This is a genomic window from Candidatus Phytoplasma solani, from assembly GCF_040126175.1.
GTDB classification, from domain to species: domain Bacteria; phylum Bacillota_I; class Bacilli_A; order Acholeplasmatales; family Acholeplasmataceae; genus Phytoplasma; species Phytoplasma solani_A.
The window spans coordinates 545210-566305 of the sequence record NZ_CP155828.1; the positions used below are offsets into that span (position 1 = coordinate 545210).

General features: G+C 25.7%; 15 protein-coding genes. 12 read left to right on the forward strand and 3 right to left on the reverse strand.

The annotated features are described in order from the left end of the window. Nucleotides 1-370 precede the first annotated feature (370 nt). From PSOL_RS02685 to PSOL_RS02740, 12 genes are all read left to right on the forward strand, one after another. Nucleotides 371-1435, forward strand: a complete 1065-nt coding sequence (locus PSOL_RS02685; RefSeq protein ID WP_349401830.1) for a hypothetical protein — start codon at nt 371-373, stop codon at nt 1433-1435. Next, entirely contained in the window at nt 1432-2400 is a 969-nt protein-coding gene (locus PSOL_RS02690; protein WP_349401831.1) for a Bax inhibitor-1/YccA family membrane protein, read from the forward strand. Before PSOL_RS02685 ends, PSOL_RS02690 begins: the two co-directional genes overlap by 4 nt. Before the next feature lie 594 nt (nt 2401-2994). Next, nucleotides 2995-3429 (forward strand): hypothetical protein, encoded by a 435-nt coding sequence (locus tag PSOL_RS02695; protein WP_349401832.1) that lies wholly within the window; start codon nt 2995-2997, stop codon nt 3427-3429. Between the two features lie 123 nt (nt 3430-3552). Then, a complete protein-coding gene (locus tag PSOL_RS02700; RefSeq protein ID WP_349401833.1) occupies nt 3553-4914 on the forward strand; it encodes an FAD-dependent oxidoreductase in 1362 nt (453 codons plus the stop codon). A gap of 49 nt (nt 4915-4963) precedes the next feature. Next, the gene (locus PSOL_RS02705) at nt 4964-5575 is read left to right on the forward strand and encodes a superoxide dismutase (RefSeq protein ID WP_349401834.1); all 612 of its coding nucleotides are present in this window, start codon (nt 4964-4966) and stop codon (nt 5573-5575) included. Continuing rightward, complete coding sequence (locus PSOL_RS02710; protein WP_349401835.1) at nt 5568-5972, forward strand: transcription antitermination protein NusB; 405 nt, start codon at nt 5568-5570, stop codon at nt 5970-5972. The genes PSOL_RS02705 and PSOL_RS02710 overlap by 8 nt, the downstream gene beginning before the upstream one ends. Before the next feature lie 209 nt (nt 5973-6181). Next, complete coding sequence (locus tag PSOL_RS02715) at nt 6182-7045, forward strand: hypothetical protein (protein WP_349401836.1); 864 nt, start codon at nt 6182-6184, stop codon at nt 7043-7045. Between the two features lie 111 nt (nt 7046-7156). Further along, the gene (gene lepA / locus PSOL_RS02720) at nt 7157-8974 is read left to right on the forward strand and encodes a translation elongation factor 4 (protein ID WP_349401837.1); all 1818 of its coding nucleotides are present in this window, start codon (nt 7157-7159) and stop codon (nt 8972-8974) included. A 660-nt stretch (nt 8975-9634) separates the two neighbouring features. After that, entirely contained in the window at nt 9635-11017 is a 1383-nt protein-coding gene (locus tag PSOL_RS02725) for a TldD/PmbA family protein (protein ID WP_349402216.1), read from the forward strand. Further along, nucleotides 11014-12327, forward strand: coding sequence for a TldD/PmbA family protein (locus PSOL_RS02730; protein WP_349401838.1), 1314 nt, complete (start codon nt 11014-11016; stop codon nt 12325-12327). Before PSOL_RS02725 ends, PSOL_RS02730 begins: the two co-directional genes overlap by 4 nt. A 196-nt stretch (nt 12328-12523) precedes the next feature. Beyond that, nucleotides 12524-12904 (forward strand): hypothetical protein, encoded by a 381-nt coding sequence (locus PSOL_RS02735; RefSeq protein WP_349401839.1) that lies wholly within the window; start codon nt 12524-12526, stop codon nt 12902-12904. 1 nt (nt 12905) lies between these two features. Continuing rightward, nucleotides 12906-13184: a hypothetical protein gene (locus tag PSOL_RS02740; protein ID WP_349401840.1), complete on the forward strand. Its 279-nt coding sequence runs from the start codon at nt 12906-12908 to the stop codon at nt 13182-13184. Between the two features lie 443 nt (nt 13185-13627). Here PSOL_RS02740 and lon read toward each other — a convergent pair whose 3' ends face one another. From lon to uvrA, 3 genes are all read right to left on the reverse strand, one after another. Continuing rightward, nucleotides 13628-15994: an endopeptidase La gene (gene lon / locus PSOL_RS02745; protein ID WP_434062261.1), complete on the reverse strand. Its 2367-nt coding sequence runs from the start codon at nt 15992-15994 to the stop codon at nt 13628-13630. Between the two features lie 51 nt (nt 15995-16045). Next, a complete protein-coding gene (tig, locus tag PSOL_RS02750; RefSeq protein WP_349401841.1) occupies nt 16046-17338 on the reverse strand; it encodes a trigger factor in 1293 nt (430 codons plus the stop codon). A gap of 534 nt (nt 17339-17872) precedes the next feature. After that, nucleotides 17873-20722 (reverse strand): excinuclease ABC subunit UvrA, encoded by a 2850-nt coding sequence (uvrA, locus tag PSOL_RS02755; RefSeq protein WP_349401842.1) that lies wholly within the window; start codon nt 20720-20722, stop codon nt 17873-17875. Nucleotides 20723-21096 lie beyond the last annotated feature (374 nt).

A 21096-nucleotide genomic window follows, 5' to 3' on the forward strand; every position in this document is an offset into this window, starting at 1 on the left:
ACTGTTTATTTTTGATTAATAAACAATTTGGATATTTTGTGGCTTTTAACTGGTTCACTTTTTTTTGGAGCACTTTAAAAAAAATTTAAAAAAGTATTTGACAAACGTTTCTTTTTTTCTTATAATATAAACATAGTTATGTATTTTATATTTAAAAACTCACTTAGATACGATTTATATTAATTAAAATTGAAAAAAACACACGTCATATTAACATAAAGTGCATAACTAAATTGAACAAAAGAAGGAAATTGATAATAATCTTTTTAAAAAAATAGTTGTTTTTTTATATCATATTTTTTTTCAATAATTTTTTTAATTTCTTTATTATTAGATATAAAAAATGATTAGGAGGTCTTGAATTACTTTCATGACTCAAAAACAAACTTATCTTAAAAAATATTCGAAATTATTACTATTTTTTATAACTATTCTTTTTTTATTTAGCTTTTATAACTTTAAAGTTTATGCTTTTGACCCCAATGATTATAAACCGAATTATAATGAAAAACATTGTAAACAAGAATGGAAACATGAAGGGGGTTCAGTTTTTTCCATTAACTCTCGAGTATTTTATGATATTTCTGGAGTAAAAATGGTACCTTGTAAATCTTATCAAGAGTGGGGTAACACAAAACAATTAGCAAAAGATGGTGTTTTGATTAGTTTAGGATTTTGGCCGGGTGTAGGACATGTTGCTAATTGGATTAATGATGGTGCTGATGTGTTAGGGATTAATGATAGAATTTTTAATAAAAATGATGATAAAATAGCTATGCTCAATGATATAGTTTATTATTATTTAGAACAAGATCCAGGCAAAGGTTTTTTCTTTTTTGATATTAACGAATTAGAAAACATTAAAGAAGTTGATATTGCTTTTTGTGATTGTGATAAACATGTTTTTTTGATCAATGAATTATTGGAAAGCTTTCTTAAGCAAGAAGAGTTAGATACTACATATGTTGACCCTCTTAAAGATACAGAAAAAGGGACAAAACGTTTCTTAGAACAAAAATCTAAAAAGTTAATTGTTAAAAAAATCAATAAAAAAGTAGGTCATAAGATCGCTCAAACAATTATGAAAAAAGCAGCTAAAAAGACCGTTGGAAGGTTTTTTGGTAGAATTTTTATGCCAGGAATAGTTACTGCATACGATAAAGTAGAACAAATTAGAGAATCAGAAAATAACCTTAAAAAAAGAATTAAATTTGATGTTCAAAATAATAGTTATGAAAAAACGAATGGCTTTGTGATTCATTTTGTTTCTGAAAATGAATTAGAAATTTATGAATTAAAACAAAAATATAACGATGAAAGAAATTATAGATTAGTAGAAAGAATAAATATTTCAAACTCTGACCATATGTTAATTAACGTTTTAAAAACTAAAAATAATCAAGAGTTAAATATTTATAGTGGTAAATTGAAATGAAAATATTAACTAAGTTGTTTGATGCTTTATTAAATCCTTCTAAAAAAATAAGACATATGTTAAGGCCTAAAAATAAACATCAAGATATAGATTATGTATTGGGTAAAAAAATCAAATCTTTGCAAACTGAAAAAGCTAACAAGGAAATTTTAAAAGCTACGACTTATCGTAGTGTCTTTATTAAGTTTTTTATTGTTACAACAATTACTTTTTTAACAGCTTTAATCATTTATTTTAAATTTGATTCACCTGAAAGTATATTTAAGTTTATTAAAGAATATAATTTACCTGATTATGGGTCGCCGCATGCAGAAAATTATAAAAGCCGCTTAGTAAGCGATTATGTGGTGTTTGTCTACTTGATAAGTATTAGTTTTGGCTGTATTTGTTGGGCTATCGGTTTTTATTTATATAACCCTTTTTTAAAATTTGCTACATTTATTTTGAGTTTTTGTTTAGGATGTTTTATGGGTTCTATTTTTTTTACGCTTAATTTTTACAGCAACATTAAAGGAATAGCAGCACTCATACCTTCAATAATTACAATCACTTTTTTAACTACTATTTTTATAATTATTTCGATATCTTGTTTATATTATGCTAAAAAAATTTTAGTTACACCTCAAGTGCGCAACTTTACTGTGATGTTTTGTCTTTTTACTTATTTGTCTAGCTCATTTATAATATTATTCAAAATATTTTCTCGTAACCATTTTGACTTTAAAAATAATTGGTGGTATTTATTATTAGTTTTATTGTTAACAATTGCTCAATTAATAGTTGGCGCCTTAACTTGGGTAGTAACATTAAACAGTGTTGATTTATTTGTTGAACAAAAAATACCTCAAAAATATGAGTGGCTTTTAATCAGTGTTTTAGTTTTAGTATTAATTCAAATTTTTTTCTCTATATTGCAAATCATTGTAATAATTATGAGAATGTTAAAGTTAACTAATAAGAAATAAAAAAATAAGAAGTTATTGCCAATAAAACCTATTTTTTATAATACGCCCTTCACAACTAGGAGGGAATTTTGTGTAGTTTTTTTTATAGTGTTTAAAACAAAAATTTAATAATGTGAAAAATAATAAAAAACTATTGACAAATAAAAAATTTATTATATATTAATATAAATATTATATTATAATTTATATACATAAATTCAGACCTTACTTATAATTTCTTTTTTTCTTTTGGTTCTTTTATTTTTTTTAAACATTTTATTATTTTTTGTGTTGTGATTGAATTTTTATGTGTTAAAATATAAGTAATTTAATAAACACATTTTAACCTTCTCGGTACCAAAATGAATTTACGTAAAATAATTATAGTTTCTTTTTTAATATCTTTATTTTTTATTTTTACTATTTTATCAAATATAATTCATTTATCCAAAATTAGGATGCCTTTAGTTAAAGTTCAATTTTTTGCAATTTCAGTTATACCTTTAATTTTTATGGTTATGATTTTAAATTTTTGAATATAGTTTATTAGGAATAATCATCATTTCTTTTTTTATTTATATTAATAGATATATTAATTGTTACCAAAATTATGATTTGTTCGGCTATAAAACTGGTTTTTCTAAATTACAATGGTTATTTTTAGAAGCTTTAGTAAATACTTTTATTCCTTATTTTTCTTATTTATTTTTAATTTTTGCTTTTAATAATAAAATTAAATTTAATTATAAATCAATATTCTTTTTTTTGTTTTTAATTATCATTGTTAAAACTATATCTAGAACTTATGGTAGTTATTATATTTATTATGATGTTATTCGTAGCAATATAAGTAAAATCAAAAATATTAATAATTGGGTTAAACATCAAACATTAAATAATGATTCATCTTTGTTTTTAATTATTATGATTTTGAATTTTATTCCTATTTTTATTAATGATTTATTGAGTTTATTTTGTTGTTTACAAATTTTATTTCAATTGAAAAAGTCAAATTATATAACAATTTTTTGTAGAAAAATAAAAAAGTAAAAAATAATTTATTTTGTAATTTTAGTTGTTTTTTTGTTGTATAATTAAAAGTGTATAATGAGTAATCTTGAAAATAAAAAATAAAGAAAAAAAATCTAAAAAAGGAAGTTTTGTAACAAAATTATGAAAGTTATAATCATTGGTTGCACTCACGCAGGAACTGCTGCTGCTAAAACTATCAAAAAAAACAATCCTCAAACTGATATTGTAGTTTATGAAAGAAATGATAACATTTCTTTTCTTTCCTGTGGACTTGCTTTGTATGTTGGCGGAGTTATCAAAGATAGTCGTGGTCTTTTTTATTCCAATCCTGATGAATTAATCAACATGGGAATCACTACTAAATTAGAACATGATGTTATAAAAGTAGATTTTGAAAAAAAAGAAATCTTAGTCAAAAACTTAGAAAATAAACAAGAGTTTAAAGATAATTATGATAAATTAGTAATTGCAGCTGGTTCTTGGCCTGTTATTCCGCCAATTGAAGGAATGAATAGCAAAAACGTTTTATTATCAAAAAACTTTAATCAAGCTAAAGAAATTATTGCTTACAGCAAAAAAGTTAAAAAAATAACAGTAGTAGGTGCAGGTTATATCGGTATTGAATTAGCAGAAGCTTTTACTTTGAAAAAAAAAGAAGTTGTTTTAATTGATGCTGAACCTCGCATTATGGCTAAATATTTAGATAAAGAGTTTACTGATGTAGCCCAAAAAGAATTAACTAATCATGGAGTTAAATTAGCTTTAGGACAAAGAATAGCTGGTTTCGAAGTGAAAGATAATTTAGTCACTCGCGTTAAAACAGACAAAGATTCTTTTGAAACAGAAATGGTTGTTATGTGCATTAGTTTTAAACCTAACACTCAATTATTTGCTCAATCTTTAAAAATTTCTCCTAATGGGGCTTTAATAATTAATGAATATATGCAAACATCTAATCCTGATGTTTATGCTTGTGGTGATTGTGTTAATGTTTATTACAACCCCAATCAAGAAGTAAAATACATGCCTTTAGCAACTAATGCTGTTAGAATGGGGACTCTTGTAGGTTTAAACTTAATCAAAAATCAAATCAAATATTTAGGAACTCAAGGAACTAGCGGAATCAAAATTATTGATTTAAACATTTCTTCTACTGGTTTAACAGAAACAGTTGCTAAAGATTCAGGAAAAAACTATGACACTGTCACCATTAAAGATGCTAACCGACCTGAATTTATGCCTGAATTTGAAACTGTTACTTTAAAAATTATTTTTGACAAAGATTCTCGTAAAATTTTAGGAGGACAAATTATTTCTCGAATGGATTTAACAGAGAAAATAAATACTTTAAGTGTTTGTATCCAAAACGAAATGACAGTCGAACAGTTAGCTTTTGTTGACTTTTTTTTCCAACCTCACTTTAATAAACCTTGGAGTTTACTCAATTTAGCAGGGTTGAAAGCTTTAGAAAAAAAATCTTCAACAAACATTAAAAAAAAATAATTTTGAAAATGTTTTTCTAAAAACAAACAAAAAAAGGAGTTTTTTTCAAATGCATTTTACTTTGCCTCATCTTCATTTTTCATATGACGCTTTAGAGCCATTTTTAGATAAAAAAACAATGGAACTTCACCACTCTAAACATCATCAAACATATGTTAACAATCTTAATGATGCCTTAAAAAAATACCCTCACATTAATTTTTCTTTAGAAGAGATATTAACTGATTTATCTTTGATTCCTCAAGACATTAGGCAAATAGTCCGTAATAATGGGGGAGGACATTTAAACCATAGTTTATTTTGGAATATTTTAAAATTAAACCATGGAACTTCGCCACAAGGTCTTTTAAAAGATTTAATTAACCGTGATTTTGGTTCTTTAGAATCATTTAAAAACTCTTTTAGAGATGTTTCTAAAAGTATTTTTGGTAGTGGTTGGGCTTGGCTTATTCTTAATCATAAAAATCATTTAGAAATTGTTTCTACTTTCAATCAAGATGTTGTTTTAAACCAAGGAAAACCTCTTTTAGCTTTAGACGTTTGGGAGCATGCTTACTATTTAAATTATCAAAACCGAAGAATTGATTATATTGAAGCTTTTTTTAATGTTATAGACTGGAAACAAGTAGAAACTAACCTTAAAAATAATTATAATGAATAATCAAAAAAGCAATAAAAAAGCAAGATTATTGAGAATTGAAATGATTAAATTATTATATCAATATGATTTTTATAGCAATGATTTATCTTTTCAAAGTAAAGAGTTAGAAAAAGAGATTAAAAGTATTTTTCAAAAAATCATTATAAAACTGCCATGTATTGATGAAATTATTATTAAAAATCTATATAATTATAAGTTAAGTCGTTTAAATAAAGTTGATAAAGCTATTATTCGTTTAGCTACTTTTGAATTGTTAGAAAAAACAATCCCTCATGCCGTAATTATTGATGAAGCAGTAGAATTAACAAAGCAATTTTGTAACTTAAACAACGAAAAACAACATAAATTCAACAATAAATTATTAGATGAAATCAACAAAGAATTACAAATCAAATAAAAATAATCAAAAGGAGACTACTAAAGTCTCTTTTTTTCTTTATTTCAAAAAAACATTAATCATTAAAAAAAGAGATTCTTTTTGTTATAATATCTTTGAGCTTTATAATAAAAAAAATAATTACTAAAAATTAACAATAACAAAATAGTTATAAAGTTTAATTTAAAAATTATACCATGATTAAAAAATTAATCAAAAAGAGATAAAAAATGTTTTTATTAAAACGATTTGAAGAAAAAACAAACGGCCAAAAATTAGAACAAACTCAAACAACTGATATTAAAAAAAACGCTACTCATGAACAAATTATTAAAAAAATGTTATTTTTAATTATGTTTTTTCTTTTGGCTTTTGTTATTTCTTTTGTTATTTTTAAATCATTTAAAATAACATACATAACCACCGAAAACAAATATGGCGAGACGAAAAACGACGTTCCCGATTCAAATTTCTTTATGCAATCATTAGGATTTATCTTTTTAATTACTATGATATCAGGTGTTTTATCATGTTTTCTTTTTGATTTAGCTTGGTTAACGACTCCTATTTTTACTCTTTCTTTAGGTTCATTTTTAGGTATTTTTTCTGATACAACAAGATATTTTGTTCCAGTAACACAAGGAAAACCAACAAATCAAAATAGTATTTTTATTTTCATGAGTGTTTTCATTTTCTTTCTAATGAGTAATTTTTTCATCACTATTTTGCTTTATTATAAAAAATTTCGCAAACAAAAAAACCAAGCAATAGCAAATAAAATTACTTTTGTTGGTGTTAATTTTTGTATCGTTACTATTACTTTTTTGTTGTTGTTTAGTTTTATTGTTGCAATAGTTGATCCAGAAAATATTAAAATTTTTAAAAATGTTTGGGTTATTATTGTTTTATTGATTTTCAGCGGTATTGTCGCAACAAGCTCTCTTGTTATTGCTAGTGCTTTATGTCTTTTAGATGTTATTATCGAAAAACAAATTAACAATAAATACGTAGCTTCTTTAGCTTTTATTTTATTTGTCCTCATGGTATATCCAATTTTTAAAATGTTTTATAACGCGTTTAAAAAAAGAAAATAACTTTTTATTCAAGACAAATAAGTTAAAGGTTATTTTTTTTGTTTATTGAAAAAACAAACACTCTCAAAACTCAAAATCAATTCCAATCAAAACTAAAAGGACTTTAAAAAAATGAACATAACAAAAACCAAAGAAAGGCAACAACGGATTCGTAATTTTTCTATTATTGCTCATATTGACCACGGAAAATCAACTTTAGCTGACCGTATTTTAGAACTAACAGGAACTATTGACAAAAGAATGATGCAAGCCCAAATTCTTGATTCAATGGATTTAGAAAGAGAAAGAGGGATTACCATTAAATTAAATGCTGTCCAAATTATTTATCAAGCTAAAAATAAGCAAGAATATATTATGCATTTAATTGATACTCCTGGTCATGTTGATTTTAGTTATGAAGTTTCACGTTCTTTAGTTGCTTGCGAAGGGGCACTTTTAGTTATTGATGCCGCTCAAGGAATTCAAGCACAAACTTTAGCCAATGTTTATTTAGCCAAAGATAATAATTTAGCGATTATACCTGTTCTTAATAAGGTTGACCTCCCAAGTGCTGATATTCCTAAGGTTAAAGAAGAAATTCAAGAAATCCTTAATATTGATCCAAATCTTGCAATTATTGCTAGTGGCAAAACAGGGATAGGTGTTATTGATATTTTAGAAAGAATTATAACTCATATTAAACCTCCACAAGGTGAAATTCAAAGTCCTTTACAAGCTTTGATTTTTGATTCTTATTTTGACCCTTATAAAGGGGTAGTACCTTCAATTAGAATCATTAATGGAATAATTAAAAAAGGTGATAAAATTATTTTTATGGCAAGCAAGCAAATTTATGAAGTAGTAGAAGTTGGGGTTTATAACCCTAAGCAAATCACCAAAGATTATCTAGCTCCAGGAGATGTTGGTTATTTGACTGCCGCTATCAAAAGTATTAATCATGTAAGAGTGGGAGACACTATTACTTCTTATCACTTACCCGCTTTAAAACCATTGTCAGGATATAAAAAAATGAATTCTGTTGTTTTTTGTGGTCTTTATCCTATCGAAATTAACAAATATGAAGCTTTAAAAGAAGCTTTAGAAAAATTAAAATTAAACGACTCTTCTTTAATTTTTGAACCAGAAAGTTCTTCAGCTTTAGGTCTAGGTTTTCGAACGGGTTTTTTAGGTCTTTTGCATATGGAAATCATCCAAGAACGTATTAGTCGCGAATTCGGAGTTGAAGTAATTGCAACAGCTCCTTCTGTTATTTATCACGTCTACACCCTGAAAGGGGGGAAACTTTTGGTTGATAATCCTTCTAATTTGCCATCCCCACAAACAATTGAAAAAATTGAAGAACCTTTTATTAAAGCAACTATCATCTGTCCTGAAATTTATATTGGTAAAGTGATGGAATTGTCGCAAAAAAAAAGAGGTAGTTTACAAAATATCGAATATATCGATCAACAAAGAACCAAGATAAATTATTTGTTACCTTTTTCAGAAATTATTTATAGTTATTTTGATAAATTAAAATCTCTTACAAAAGGTTATGCTTCTTTCGATTATGAAATTGATGAGTATCAAGTTTCAAAATTGCAAAAAATGGATATTTTGTTAAACGGAGAAATAATAGACGCTTTATCTTTAATAGTTCATAAAGATTTTGCTTATGAAAAAGGGAAAGCTATTTGCGAAACTTTAAAAGAATTTATTCCAAAACAAATGTTTGAGATTCCTATTCAAGCCGCTTTAGGAAAAAAAATTATTGCTCGTGAAACCATTAAAGCTATGCGTAAAGATGTAACAGCTAAACTTTATGGAGGAGATATTACACGTAAAAAAAAATTGCTGGAAAAACAAAAAAAAGGTAAAAAGAAAATGAAAACTTTAGGTAAAGTCGAATTACCACAAAAAGCTTTTTTAGCCATTTTGTCAACTAAATAATTTCATCCTTAATATTATAATACCAAAATAACATTCAAAAGACACTAAACCAAAAATGGCAACCATCCAAAAACAAAAAAATCAAAAAATTGTTAGTAGTCCACAGAAAACAATTCCAAAGAAAAAATAATTTATCCTTTTTATTTCGCTTATAGCCCAGCAAGAATAAATGTTGGTTCTATTTGTTTTAATAATAGCTATAACAAAGGGGTTTCGTAAGTAGTAGTTATGTTGTTTTTAAAAACAAAAATACAAAAATAATAAAAAATGAATTTTTATTTATTGTTTTTAAATTTGAATCTTTTTTAAAATTAATCAAAAAATTAGTTGAATCTTTAAAAGCAACAGTTCGCGGTAAATGTGGTTTTGAAGATTTTTCACGTATTTTAATCCCCGCCCCTTCAATCGAACAAAAAAATAAAATTATTGATTTATCACAAAAAAACAAAAAAAGAAGAAAAAAATTGGAACTACAAATAAAAGAAATCAAAAAAAGTTTGCAAAATAAAATAAATTTTTTTAAAAAAAGGATAAAATCGGTAGCAAATTCAATTAAAATCTTTTTTTAAAACCAAAAAATAATAAAAAGGGATAAAATATCGTATTAATAAAAAAAAATTAATATAAAAAAAGAGGAGGTTAGTTTTGGATAAAGAAAATATTATGAATAAAGAAGATATTCAAAAAATTTTAACTTTCGCTTTAGAACAAGGAGCAGATTTTGCTGAATTATTTTTTGAAAATACTTCTTCTGAAACTCTTAAAGTTATTGGAGAAGAAGTGACTTCTATCAACAATAATAATATTTTTGGAGTGGGGATGCGTTTGTTAAAGGGTTTTGATGAAATTTATGGTTATACTAATCAAATAGATTATGACAGTGTTTTGGTTTTAGTTGAAAAAATGAAACATTCTTTCCAAGGAGCAAAAACATCTGTTATTCCTTTAAAAAAATCACAATCTTTTATCAAAAGTGTTCAAAAACCTTTTGATAGTATTTCTAAAAAAGAAAAAACAAAAAAATTATTAAAATTATCAAAAATAATGAAAAAATATGATTCTAAAATAATTCAATCAATAGTTACTCTCAGTGAAAAAAAACAGCAAGTTTTAATTGCTAACAGTTTAGGGGTTTATCAAAAAGACCAAAGAAATTATATTAGATGTGGTCTAGTTGCAGTAGCTCAATTAGGACAAGAAATGCAAGAAGCTTTTGAAGGACCAGGCCGTTTTATGGGGTTAGAATTTTTTGACCAAATAAATTTAGAAGCAATTGCTCTCAATGTAGCTATTCAAGCGGTTTCTTTGTTGCAAGCTCAACCGTTAAAACCTCAAATCATGCCAGTTGTTATTAATCATGGTTTTGGGGGGGTTATTTTTCATGAAGCATGCGGTCATCCGCTAGAAGCAACTGCTATTGCTAAAGGACTTTCTCCTTTTAGCAATAAAATGAATAAAAAAATCGCTTCCGAAGTAGTAACAGCTTATGATAATGGTAATATTGAAGGGGCTTGGGGTAGACTTAATTTTGACGATGAAGGACGCAAAACTCAAAAAAACCTTTTAATTGAAAAAGGAATTTTAAAAGGATATTTAATTGATTTTCGTAATAGTCGTAAAATGAAAATGGAACCTACCGGTTCTGCTCGTCGACAGTCTTATAAATATCCTCCAACTTCTCGCATGAATTCAACTTATATTGAAAAAGGCAATGAAACCCCAGAACAAATCATTAAAGATACTCCTTATGGTCTTTATGCTAAAAGTTTAGGTGGTGGAACTGTTGTTCCTGCAACAGGAGAATTTAATTTTGTCGTTAATGAAGGTTATTTAATTGAACAAGGTAAATTAACAACTCACGTTAAAGGTGCAATGTTAATTGGATATGGCGCCGATATTTTAAAAAAAATTGATCGTGTTGCTGATGATTTAGTTTTAGGTCAAGGAATGTGTGGTTCTGTTTCTGGTTCTTTACCAGTTGATGTCGGACAACCCACAATTAGAGTCAAAGAAATGATTGTAGGGGGGGGTAAAACATCATGAAAACGACTAAATGGATTTTTCAAGGTTTAAAAGAAGGTTTTGAAGCTTTAGAAATACTTATTCATGAAACAAAAACTTTTAAATTATCTTTAGAACAAGGAAAAATAGATACTTGTGTCCATAGTAATGTTACATCTTTTACAATCAGAGGAATTTACCAAAATCAAAAAGCATCTTTTTACCTAGAAAAAATTGATGATAAAACTTTTTTTGATGCTCTAAAAAAACTTAAAGAAAACTGTCAAATTATTACTTCCAAAGAGCCAGCTTTAATTTTTGAAGGATCAGTAAATTATCCAGAAGTTATAGAAAATAAATTTGATTTTAATCAAATTCCTTTAGATAATAAAATAAAATTATTATTACAATCAGAACAAATTTTATCAAAAAGTATTTATTTACAAAAAATAGACGATCTTATTTATCAAGAAAATTATTATAAAACTACTTTAGTAAATTCTAAAGGGATTAATTTATCACATCAAAATAGTTTTGCTTACTTGTATGCTTCAGGTGTTTTTCAAAAAGAAAAAGACATTGAAAGTTATGGTAAAAGTATTTTGGCAAAAACTTTCGATACATTTGATCCAGTAAAACTAAGTAATCAAATTGTTAATATGGCTGAAAAAAAATTAGGGGGGGGGTCAATTCTATCACAAAAATATCCTGTTGTTTTTTCTAACAAAATGTTTGCCAATCTTTTAGAAAGTTTTAGTGATGTTTTTTCAGGTAACAGTGCTTATCGTAATTTAACTAAATTAAAAAATAAAGTAAATCACTTAATTGCCTCTCCAATAGTCAATATTATTGATGATCCTCTTAATGATAAGGCTTATTTTAAAGAAAAATTCGATGAAGAAGGCGTAGCTTGTCAAACTAAAGCGATAATTTCTCAAGGAATTTTCAAAGGTTTTATCCATAATTTAAAAACTGCTCATCTTTTTAATCAAAAACCTACTGGAAATGGTTTTAGTGGGGGTATTTCTATGATTAATTGTTATTTAGCACCAGGAAATAAAACTTTTAAAGATTTAATTTCAGCCATTAAAAATGGTGTTTACATTACTGATTTAATCGGGATGCATGCAGGCGTTAAAGATGTTAGTGGAGATTTTAGCTTACAAGCTAGCGGTTTTAAAATTGAAAAAGGTAAAATCACAACTCCTGTTAAAATGATTGTTCTTTCTGGTAATTTTTTTGAAATATTAAAAAATATTATTGCCATTGCTAATGATTTTGAATTCCAAACTTCAGGATTTGGCAGTGCTAGTGTCTATGTTGGTGATTTAAGTATTGCTGGCAAAAATTAAATTTTAATATTTTTCTTTTCCTTTATAAATTTTAATCAAGATATTTTATTTAATAAAAAAGAAAGAAGATAAAAAAATATATCAACAAAATCATCTCCTTCAAAAATTTAATTTTGAAAACCTTATTAAATCATTATTTTTTATTAGTAATTTTGTTGTTAGTTGTGTAACTATTTTTTATGTTATTATAGCAGCAATGCATACCGACGGATTGCAAACTCCTTTTATTTTTTCTCATCCAACAATTACTAATATTTTAATTCTTGTTGTCTTTTTTATGAATCTTGCCAAATACAAAGATAATAAAATTTATTATTGGATTACTTTAACTACTTTAATTTCTGCCACCATTACTTTAATTTTTTCTTCCGATGAAATGGCTTCCAATATCAAATTATTAATAGATCGAGATAATATTTTTAATTACTTTTTCCGTTTACATAAAATTATTTTACCATCCTTATACTTAATTTTTTATATTTTCTTAGATAAAAATACTCTTTTCAAAAAAAAGAAGTTTATTAGTCATTTTCATTTATCCTTTAATCTATGTTATATCTATTCAATTATTAGGTAGTTTGTCTTTTATACAAAAAAATAACATTACCCAAGAAAATAAAATACAAAAAAATTTTTCTATAAAAGGTTTTATTTTTAATATCTTAAAAATTGGTTTTTTATTTTTACCGTTAACACCAAGTGTTTTAGGCATCACTTTTATTAAAGAAGAAGTAATGAATAAATCTAAGTTTAGAACAACTTTCTTATGCGTAGGTATTTTTTTAATTACTGTCACTTTAGGTGGTTTTTGGTATCCTTTTCCTTTTGCAAAAAAACACTTATCAGACTTTCAATGATGAAAGTTTTGCTAATGAATTAATAAAAAGTTATTCCAAAGATAAAATAGTTACAGAAGACCTTTCAGAAAATGATACAAGGTAAATTCTAAATAACAATAATACCCAACACAAAGAAGCACCAAAAAAACTTTTTAAAGATAAATACAAACCTTGAAAAAAGTAGATCCGAAGAATTAAAATATGTACAAGAAAATTGGGGCACAATAACAAACAAAAATTATGAATACAAGTATATATGGTTATAATAAAAAAATAATTTACTTATGATCAAAATGGTAATGCTTGTAGACAAAGCCAAAATTGGTTTATTGGGTTAGCATTGGAGTTAATCTTTCTTTTTTTATAATAAAAAAATAATATCATCACACAAAAGTAAAAAAATAATAAAATTAATATTAAAATGAAAAATACCACTCTAAAAAGAGTGGTATTTTTTTTGACTAAAGAAAAACTTTAGAAAAAACTTCACAAACATCTGAAACAGGAATGATATTTAATTTAGTTCTCACTTCTTCAGGAATATCATCAATATCTTTAACATTTTCTTGAGGTATTAAAATAGTGTTAAGTCCACTACGGTTAGCGGCAATGGCTTTTTCTTTCAAACCACCAATTCCCAAAACATCACCTCTCAAAGTGATTTCACCTGTCATTCCTAAACCTTTTTTAATATATTTTTTAGTAATAGCAGAAAACAAGGAAGTAGCAATTGTAATACCAGCTGAAGGGCCATCTTTGGGTATTGCGCCTTCAGGAAGATGTATATGAAAATCATTTTGTAAAAATATCTCATCATCTATAATGCCTAATTTTTGAGCGTTAGCTTTAATAAAACTTAAAGCAGTATAAGCACTTTCTTTAAGAACATCACCTAATTTTCCGGTTAAAAATAATTGTCCTTTGCCTTTATAATAAGTAACTTCCACTTTCAACAATTCTCCACCAAAATAAGTATAAGCTAACCCGTTAGTAGAACCTATTTGCTCTTTTTTTTCAGCTAAAAGATGTAAATATTTTTCTTTCCCTAGATAATCAGAAGTATTTTTAGAAGTGATGATAACTTTTTCTTTTTTATCAATTAAGATTTTTTTAATTGTTTTTCTTGCAAGCTCAGCTAATATTCTATCTAATTCTCTTACGCCAGCTTCTTTGGTATAATGACGAATTAAATAAAGGAAAGTTTCCTCTTCAATGATTAAATTTTGATTAGTAATTCCATGATTTTTTAATTGTTTGGGAAACAGATATTTGGAGGCAATCTCAACTTTATCTTTTTCAGTATAAGAATTTATTTCAATAATTTCCATCCGATCTTTTAAAGGTTCTGGCACATTATCCAAATAATTAGCAGTAGTGATAAAAAGAACTTGCGATAAATCAAATGGTTCCGATAAAAAATGATCCATAAAAGTTTTATTCTGTTGCGGATCTAAAACTTCTAACAAAGCAGATGCCGGATCAAAATTATAATTAGCAATTAATTTATCGATTTCATCCAATAAAAAAACAGGGTTCATTGTTTGGGCTTCTTTAATCCCTGCTAAAATACGTCCTGGCATAGCTCCAATATATGTTTTTCTATGTCCTCTAATTTCTGATTCTTCTTTCATACCACCCAAAGATTGTCTAACAAATTTACGTCCTAAAGATTTTGCAATAGAAAAAGTTAAAGAAGTTTTTCCTACTCCTGGAGGTCCTACTAAACATAAAATATTTTGGGGATTTTTCTTAGTCATAATTTTGACTGCTGCGTATTCTAAAATACGTTCTTTTACTTTTTTTAAACCATAATGATGATGATTAAGGGATTTTTCTATTTGGGATAAATCATCGATATCTTGAGTTGTTTTCCCCCAAGGTAATTCAAGTAAAAAATCAAGATAATTTTTAATCACAAAAGATTCTGCTATCAAAGATGAAGATGATTGATAACGTGACAATTCTTGTAAAGCTTTTTTCTTAATTTCTTCAGGAAGTGGTGTGATTTTAATTTTTTGTCTTAATTCTATAATTTCTTCTTCTTTTTTAACTTTATCACCTAATTCGTTTTGAATAGCTTTCATTTTTTCTCTTAAATAAAATTCTTTTTGGTTTTCGTCAATGCTTTGTTTCACTTTTTCATTAATTTTGTGTTCTAAAGTAATCCCTATAGTTAAAATATCAATATCTCTTAAAATATTGAAAAGCCTTTTGTTAAGGTTGGATTCTTTTAAATATTTGTATTTTTCTAAATTATCAATTCGTAAATTAAAAATAATGATATCAGTTATTTTTTCTGTTTCATGATCAGATTGAATCATTTCTAAAAAATTACTATTATTTTGATTTAACAACGGAAAAGGTTTTTTTAAAATTGTATCAATAACAATTTTCATTAATGCTTTTTCTTCGTTTTTTTCCCCAAAAACAGTATTGATATTTTGATATTCTACTTTTAAAAAAGGTTCTTTGTGTAAAAATTTTTGAATTTTAACTCTTTGCAAAATCCGGAATCTTACTTTAAAATTACCATTAGGAATCTTAACTTTAGTTATTATTTGAGCTACAACAGCATAACGACGAAGATCTATGATTCTTACTTTTCCTTGTAAAGAACCTGTTCTTACTAAAATAGCAATAAATGATTTATTATGTTCCTCTGATTCTTTTAGAGCGTTGATGTATTGTTTTTCTGATATTTCAATCCGAAAATCAACATTAGGCATTGGAACAACTTCATTAATTGCCAAAGCCGGTAATTGCATAAAATTTGCTTGTTCTATTTCTAAAGTAAAATCAACTTTATCTTTTTTAGTTTTAGTTTTCAACTATTTCCGTCTCCTTTTCTAATTTTTTTTATATTCAATAGTTTTTTTAATTTATTGATCAGCAAAAACAACACTTTTCATAACCAGTTTTAAAGCTTCATCCAACAATAAAGATTTTTTTAAAGATTGGGGTTTTAAATTATTCTTAATTTTTTCAAGAGGAAGTTGATTAATTTGACTTAATTGTTGATAACATTTTTCTATTTGTTCTGGAGAAATAATTATATTTTGTTCTAAAGCAATTTGTTCCATAATAAGTTGATATTCCAAATATTTTTTAGCTTGCTCTTGCCAATCTTTTTCCATGGTTTCTTTAGTAATCCCTAAATATTTTTGATATTGTTCTAAAGTTAAATTTTGTTTTTGTAATTTCAATTGAAACTCATTTTGAAGATGTTTTTTTTCTTCTTCAATAATATCTTGAGGAATTGTAAGTTGTGTATTTTTAGTTATTTGATCTATAACTTCTTTTTCCATTTTTATGTCATGTTGTTTCTTTTTTTGTTTCAAAAGATCTTCTTTAATTTTATTCTTAAGTTCTTCTAAAGTTTTAATTTCAGAATATTGCAAAGATACAATCATTTCATCTGTTAACTCAATTTTTTGTTTGGTTTTAATTTCGTGAAGAGTTACCTTAAAAATAACTTTTTGATTAGATAATTTTTTTTGATTATAATCGCTAGGAAAAGTAATTTCTATATTTTTGGTTTCTCCTTTTTTCATTCCTATCATTTGCTCTTCAAAACCAGGAACAAATTGTTTTGAACCAATTTCTAAATTAAAATTTTTAGCAGTTCCACCTTCAAAAGGATTACCGTCAAGCAAACCTTGAAAATCAAAAATAGCCGTGTCTTCTTTTTCTAAGACATCAATTGATTTAGAAATTAATTCTACTTTACTATCGAACAAAGTATTAATTTTAGCAGTTATTTCTTCATCTTTGACTTCTAGATTTTCTTTGTTAATTTTTAGTCCTAAATATGAACCCAAAATAACTTTAGGCTTAACATTAAATTCTAAACTAAAAGTAAAATCTTGCTTTTTTTTGAATTTTTTTTCTTTTAAATCAACTATTTTAGGAATGCCAATACTTTCAAAATCTTTTTTTTCCAAAATGTCTTTATATCTGTTCTGAACAATCCCTTCTAAAGCGTTAGCATATAAATCATCTTTGCCAAAGCGAGTTTCAAAAATTTTTCTTGGAACATGACCTTTTCTAAAACCTTTAATTTCTACTTTATGTTTTATTTTGTCATAAGCCAAAGCGAGATGTTGTTCTAATTCTAAAGTTGAAACCTCAAAACAATATTGGATTTTTTCATCATTAACTTTTTTAATTTCCATTTTTCAATACCTTTTTTTCTAATTTTTTTAAACTTACTTTTTTAACTTTTTATATTTATAATATTTTATTAAGGAAAAAATCAAAAATAATTTTTTTAAAATAAAAAAAGTATACAAAAATATCTATTACTGGAAAATTGGTCTTCATAATTTTTTTGAAACTAAATCACAAACTAAACCGATCAAAGACAAGTGTTTCCTTTGCTTAAAAGATAAAAATATTTTAAAATAAAAATTATTTTTTGGAGTTATTTGATTTTTTAAGAATCTTTAAAAAAATTTAAAAATAATTCTATTGAGTGTAAAATCCATAAATAATTAATAAATATTAAAATAAATCGTCTTCCCTTTCCTAATCATATTATAGCATTAAAAATAACATATTCTATTAAAATATCTTATTTTTTGGCTTTTTTTTAACAAATTTAATGTTTAAATAATTCCAAATTAAACGATAAAAAATTAAAACTTTTAAAAAATAAAAATTTTAGTAAAAATAATATAAAAAAAAATGCTTTTACTAGTTCTAAATTATTATTGTTTGGCTAATGATTTTATTAAATATTGTCCTGTATAGCTTTTTTTATTCTTGCTAATCATTTCAGGAGTTCCTTGCGCCACTATATATCCTCCTTGGTCTCCTCCTTCAGGTCCTAAATCAATAATATAATCAGCATTTTTAATAACATCTAAATTGTGCTCAATGACAATAATAGTGGCTTTTTGATCAACCATTTGATGCAAAACTTCAATTAATTGTTTTACATCTTCTGAATGCAATCCAGTTGTTGGTTCATCTAAAACATATAAAGCGCCTGGAATTACTTTTTTATTTAATTCACTAGCTAATTTAACCCTTTGAGCTTCTCCACCTGATAAAGTTGGTGATGATTGGCCTAATTTCATATAACCTAAACCAACATTTTGCAATATTTCTAATTGAGTTTTAATTTTAGGATGATTTTGAAAAAAAATTACTCCTTCATCAACACTGAAAGCAAGAACTTCAGCAATATTTTTGTTTTTATACTTAATACTTAAAGTTTCTTTGTGGTACCTATTGCCTTTGCAACTTTCACAAACAACATAAACATCTGGTAAAAAGTGCATCGAGATTTTTTTGACACCATCACCAGAACAAGCTTCACATCTACCACCTTTAACATTGAAAGAAAAACGGCCCTTTTGGTAACCTCTAATTTTAGCTTCTTCAGTTTGAGTGTATAAATCTCTAATTTCATTAAAAACACCTGTATAAGTTACAGGATTGCTTCTAGGAGTTCTACCGATAGCTGATTGAGAAATTTCGACTATTTTTGTCACACAATTAAAATCATCAACTACATTATGAAATTCTTTGTTGTTATCACGATTTTTTCGAAATTTTTTTACTTCTAAACCACGCAACAAAACATCATTGACTAAAGTTGATTTACCTGATCCTGAAACACCTGTTACTACTATTAAGGTTTCCATTGGAAAAGAAACATTTATATTTTTTAAATTATTTTTAGAAGCTTTTTTAACTAAGATATTTTGGTTATTTCCTTTCCTTCTAACAGAAGGGATATTAATTGTTATTTTTTTTGATAAATATTTTCCTGTTAAGCTATCAGAATTTTGCATGACTTCTTGTGGGGTGCCTGCTGCTTTTAATTCACCTCCTAAAATACCAGCTTTCGGTCCGATGTCAATTAAATAATCAGCAGCTAACATAGTATCATGATCATGTTCCACCACTATTAAAGAATTCCCCAAATCCCTCATTTTTTTCAAAGAATCAATTAACAAATCATTATCTTTTTGATGTAGTCCAATTGAAGGTTCATCTAAAACATACAAAACTCCTGATAATTTAGACCCAATTTGAGTAGCCAAACGGATTCTTTGGGCTTCTCCCCCTGATAAAGTTGATCCATTTCGCGATAAAGTCAAATATCCTAAGCCAATTTCTTGTAAAAAAGTAAGTCGATGAATAATTTCTTTTAAAGCTAAATGAATGATTTTTGTTTCTTCTACGCCAAAAACTAAACTTTTAATAAAAAGCAACATTTCATTAATTGATAAATTAGTTAATTCATAAATATTTTTGCCATTCAATTTAAAAATTAAAGCTTCTTTATTTAATCTTTTTCCTTTGCAAGTTGGACAATTTTTGTCAACTTCATTGTTACAACGGTATATTTGTAAAATGTTTAAAATCCCTTCAAAAACATGATTTTTATAACAAAATATTTTTTGATCTAGTTTTTTTGAAACAACATATTTCAATGATAAACCAGAAAAAATAATACTTTTTTGTCCATCTTCTAATTGTAATAAAGGAGTATCCATATCAATTTGATAATGACGACACACATTAATTAAGAGTTGTTTTTGATAAATAAAATCATCATTTTCGCTAATATTTTTAAAAATTTTGAGAATAAAATCATTTAAAGATTCATACGAATCGAAAATATCATCATCTGTTTTAACACCAATCCCTTTACAACTAGGACAAGCACCTAAAGGTGTATTAAAAGAAAAAAGTCTAGCTTCACAAACAGGAACATCAAAATCAACTCCTTCTAAATGATAATTACGATTTAATTTTAAAAAAGGAATGTTTTTTTGCTTTGTTTTGGCTAAACCCCAACTTTCAAGTGTAACAAAAACTTTACCTTTAGTTAATTGCAAAGATTGCTCTACAGCTTCAAATAACCTAGTTTGATTTGATTCATTAACTTCCAAACGATCAACCATTACATAAATACTATGATTTTTATTTTTTTCTAAAGATGGAATTTCATCAATTAAATAAATATGATCATTAATCATAACACGATGAAAGCCATCTTGAGAAAGTTTTGAAAATATTTTTTGATGAGTTCCTTTTTGCCTTTCAACGATAGGGGCTAAAATTAAAATCATTTTTTCTTCTTTTTTGTTTGTCAAAAAAGATTGGTTGATTTTTTGAATCATTTGCTCGATTGTTTGTTTTTCTAAAGCAATTTTTTTTAGAGGATGAAAAGGAATGCTCACATTGGCATAAACCACTCTTAAATAATCATAAATTTCTGTAATAGTGCCCACAGTCGAACGAGGATTATGAGAAGTTGTTTTCTGATCAATACTAATAGAAGGGCTTAACCCTTCAATACTATCAACATCAGGTTTTTCAAAATTACCTAAAAATTGTCTAGCATAAGCACTTAATGATTCAACATATCTTCTTTTTCCTTCTTGATATAAAGTATCAAAAGCTAAAGAAGATTTACCTGAACCAGATAAACCAGTAATTACTACAAATTTATTTTTAGGAATATCAATGTTAATATTTTTTAAATTATTTGCACGCGCTCCACGTACCCTGATAAATTCATTATTTTTATTATTATTCATTTGTTTTTTATTTCCTTTATTTTATATATTAAAAAATTAACTTAAACCGAATTATAACGTTTTTTTGAAAAAAATACATATTTAAAAACAAATTCTTATATAATTATAACAAAAAAAGCACTTAAAAAAGTTAAAACAAAAATTTAAACTTAAATTTTGTTTTAATGTTTATAATCTTAAAAATGAATTTTAAACTTTTAACATATTTTTAATATACACAATAAAAAGATAACATTCTAAGGAATTTAAATTTTTAACAACTCTAAATATAACTCATTAGATTTAAATTAAAGCAAAAATTATAACAAAACCAAAAACTTACTTATTTTAATTCCTATAATTATTCAAGAAAATTTATGTTTTTTAAAAATAAA

What these genes read in the sequence shown, in the direction of transcription:
- PSOL_RS02690 (WP_349401831.1), top strand. Translation starts at nt 1,432, where the DNA reads ATGAAAATATTAACTAAGTTGTTTGATGCTTTATTAAATCCTTCTAAA.
- uvrA (WP_349401842.1), bottom strand. Translation starts at nt 20,722, where the DNA reads ATGAATAATAATAAAAATAATGAATTTATCAGGGTACGTGGAGCGCGT.
- PSOL_RS02705 (WP_349401834.1), top strand. Translation starts at nt 4,964, where the DNA reads ATGCATTTTACTTTGCCTCATCTTCATTTTTCATATGACGCTTTAGAG.
- PSOL_RS02700 (WP_349401833.1), top strand. Translation starts at nt 3,553, where the DNA reads ATGAAAGTTATAATCATTGGTTGCACTCACGCAGGAACTGCTGCTGCT.
- PSOL_RS02730 (WP_349401838.1), top strand. Translation starts at nt 11,014, where the DNA reads ATGAAAACGACTAAATGGATTTTTCAAGGTTTAAAAGAAGGTTTTGAA.
- PSOL_RS02735 (WP_349401839.1), top strand. Translation starts at nt 12,524, where the DNA reads ATGCATACCGACGGATTGCAAACTCCTTTTATTTTTTCTCATCCAACA.
- PSOL_RS02710 (WP_349401835.1), top strand. Translation starts at nt 5,568, where the DNA reads ATGAATAATCAAAAAAGCAATAAAAAAGCAAGATTATTGAGAATTGAA.
- PSOL_RS02685 (WP_349401830.1), top strand. Translation starts at nt 371, where the DNA reads ATGACTCAAAAACAAACTTATCTTAAAAAATATTCGAAATTATTACTA.
- lepA (WP_349401837.1), top strand. Translation starts at nt 7,157, where the DNA reads ATGAACATAACAAAAACCAAAGAAAGGCAACAACGGATTCGTAATTTT.
- PSOL_RS02715 (WP_349401836.1), top strand. Translation starts at nt 6,182, where the DNA reads ATGTTTTTATTAAAACGATTTGAAGAAAAAACAAACGGCCAAAAATTA.
- tig (WP_349401841.1), bottom strand. Translation starts at nt 17,338, where the DNA reads ATGGAAATTAAAAAAGTTAATGATGAAAAAATCCAATATTGTTTTGAG.